The organism is Nocardioides sp. CPCC 206348, assembly GCF_048654705.1.
GTDB lineage: Bacteria > Actinomycetota > Actinomycetes > Propionibacteriales > Nocardioidaceae > Nocardioides.
Genome location: NZ_JBMCZA010000229.1, coordinates 107,595 through 110,038, shown reverse-complemented (window position 1 = coordinate 110,038; position 2,444 = coordinate 107,595). Strand labels below are relative to the sequence as shown.

The 2,444-nt window shown below is 68.6% G+C and carries 1 protein-coding gene; it reads left to right on the top strand.

Features of this window, described 5'->3' with window-relative positions:
• A partial coding sequence (locus ACOADB_RS26325; protein WP_378605977.1) for an alpha-L-arabinofuranosidase C-terminal domain-containing protein occupies positions 1–2,444 on the top strand: 2,444 nt, incomplete at both ends.

Below are 2,444 nucleotides of genomic sequence, written 5' to 3'. Positions count from 1 at the left end.
AGGTCGAGGGCAACGACACCTGGCAGCGGGTCCAGGTCGCGATCACCGCGACCGCCTCCAGCAACGTGGCCCGGATCGCGGTCCTGGCCGGGGCACCGTCGACGCTCTCCGTCGACATGGTCTCCGTCATGCCGCGGGACACGTGGGTCGGTCCGGTCAACGGCCGCTCGGTGCTGCGCAAGGACCTCGCCGAGCGGGTGGCCGCGATGGACCCCGGTTTCGTCCGCTTCCCCGGTGGCTGTGTCACCAACGCCGGCACCTTCAAGTCCTATGGGGAGAGCGGCTTCGTCGACCGGCAGCGCACCTACCAGTGGAAGGAGACGATCGGCGCGATCGAGGAGCGCCCGACCAACAAGAACTTCTGGGGCTACAACCAGACCTACGGCATCGGCTACCTCGAGTACTTCGAGCTGGCCGAGGACCTCGGCGCCGAGCCCCTTCCCGTGCTGTCGGTCGGCGCGAACGGCTGCGGCAGCACGATCCCGGAGATGAAGGACCAGGCGTCGATCGACCGCTGGGTGCAGGACACCCTCGACCTGATCGAGTTCGCCAACGGCGGGACGGAGACCGAATGGGGTGCCGTCCGCGCGGAGCTGGGTCACCCGGAGCCGTTCGACATGAAGATGATCGGCCTCGGCAACGAGGAGAACACCACCACCTTCGAGGCGAACTTCCCGCAGTTCAAGCAGGCCGTCGAAGCGGCGTACCCGGACATCGCGATCATCTCCAACTCCGGTCCCGACGACGCGGGCACCCGCTTCGACACCCTGTGGGACTTCAACCGGGCCCAGGGCGTCGACATGGTCGACGAGCACTACTACAACGACCCGGACTGGTTCCTCGACAACGCCCGTCGGTACGACGACTACGACCGCGAAGGCCCCAAGGTCTTCCTCGGCGAGTACGCCAGCCGCGGCAACACCTTCTGGAACGCACTCGTCGAGGCGGCCTACATGACGGGCCTCCAGCGCAACGGCGACGTCGTACGACTGGCGTCGTACGCCCCGCTCCTGGCGCACGAGTCGCACGTCCAGTGGACCCCCGACGCGATCTGGTTCGACAACGACGAGTCGTGGGAGTCCGCCGACTGGCAGGTCCAGAAGATGTTCGGCAACAACGTGGGCGACCAGGTGGTGCCGAGCACCTTCGACGGATCCGTCAACGCCCCGCAGGACGTGCGCGGTGGTGCCTTCCTCTCGACGTGGAACACCAGCGCTGCCTACGACAACGTCGTCGTCACGGACAACGAGACCGGCGCGACGCTCTTCAGTGATGACTTCGCCGATTCGTCGAAGTGGGCCTCCCAGCAGGGATCGTGGGCCGTGAGCGGTGGTCGCTACGTGCAGTCGTCGACCAGCACCACCGACGCCCGGTCGATCATGACCGGCGCCTACGAGAAGGGCTGGACGAACTACACCCTCGAGCTCGACGCGACCAAGCTCTCCGGCGCGGAAGGCTTCCTGGTCGGCTTCGGTGCGACCGGCGCCAACAACTTCTACTGGTGGAACCTCGGCGGCTGGAACAACACCCGCTCCGTGCTGCAGCGCGCCGACGGCGGCAGCGCCAGCGAGGTCGTCGCACTGGAGGGCGAGAGCGTCGCCACCGGGACGACGTACCACCTCAAGATCGAGGTGGACGGCACCACCGTCCGGCTCTACCAGGACGGCGTCCTCAAGCTGACCCACGACCAGGTCGACTCGAGCGAGCAGCTCTTCCAGGTGGTCACCCGCGACGAAGCCAGCGGCGACCTGGTCGCCAAGGTCGTCAACACCGCCACCGGTCCCGTGCGGACGCAAGTGCACGTGTCCGACGCCGGCATCGAGCCGACGGGCACCGTCACGACGCTCACCGCGCCGTCACGGACCGCGACCAACACCAAGGCCGACCCGACCGTGATCCGGCCCCGCGAACGCACCGTCTCCGGACTGTCCACGGACTTCGAGTACGAGTTCCCGGGCTCGTCGGTCACCTTCCTGCGGATGCACACCGTCGACGGCGTCGCGCCGACGATCGACGAGCTCGCGGTCCAGGGCCAGGGAGTCAACGGGTGGTACCGCGATCCGGCGACCGTGCACGTCGCTGCCGCGGACAACCGTGATGTCGCCCGCGTGGAGTGGTCCCTGGGCGGTGCCGCCTGGCAGCACGCGGCCGGCGCCGAGGCCGACATCGTGGTCGCCGGCGACGGCACCCACGAGCTCTCGGTCCGTGCGGTCGATGCCGCAGGCAACGTGGGCCAGGTCCGGCCCCTGACCGTGGGGATCGACGCATCGGCACCGGTCACCAAGGCGACCTTCGATGCTGACGCCCGCTCGATCACCCTGACGGCCGCCGATTCCGGCGCCGGCATCGCCGACGGCGGCACGGAGTACCGGGTCGGCGAAGGAGCCTGGACGTCGTACGACGACGCGATCGCCGTGGGCGCGGGGTCCGCGGTCGTCGAGTTC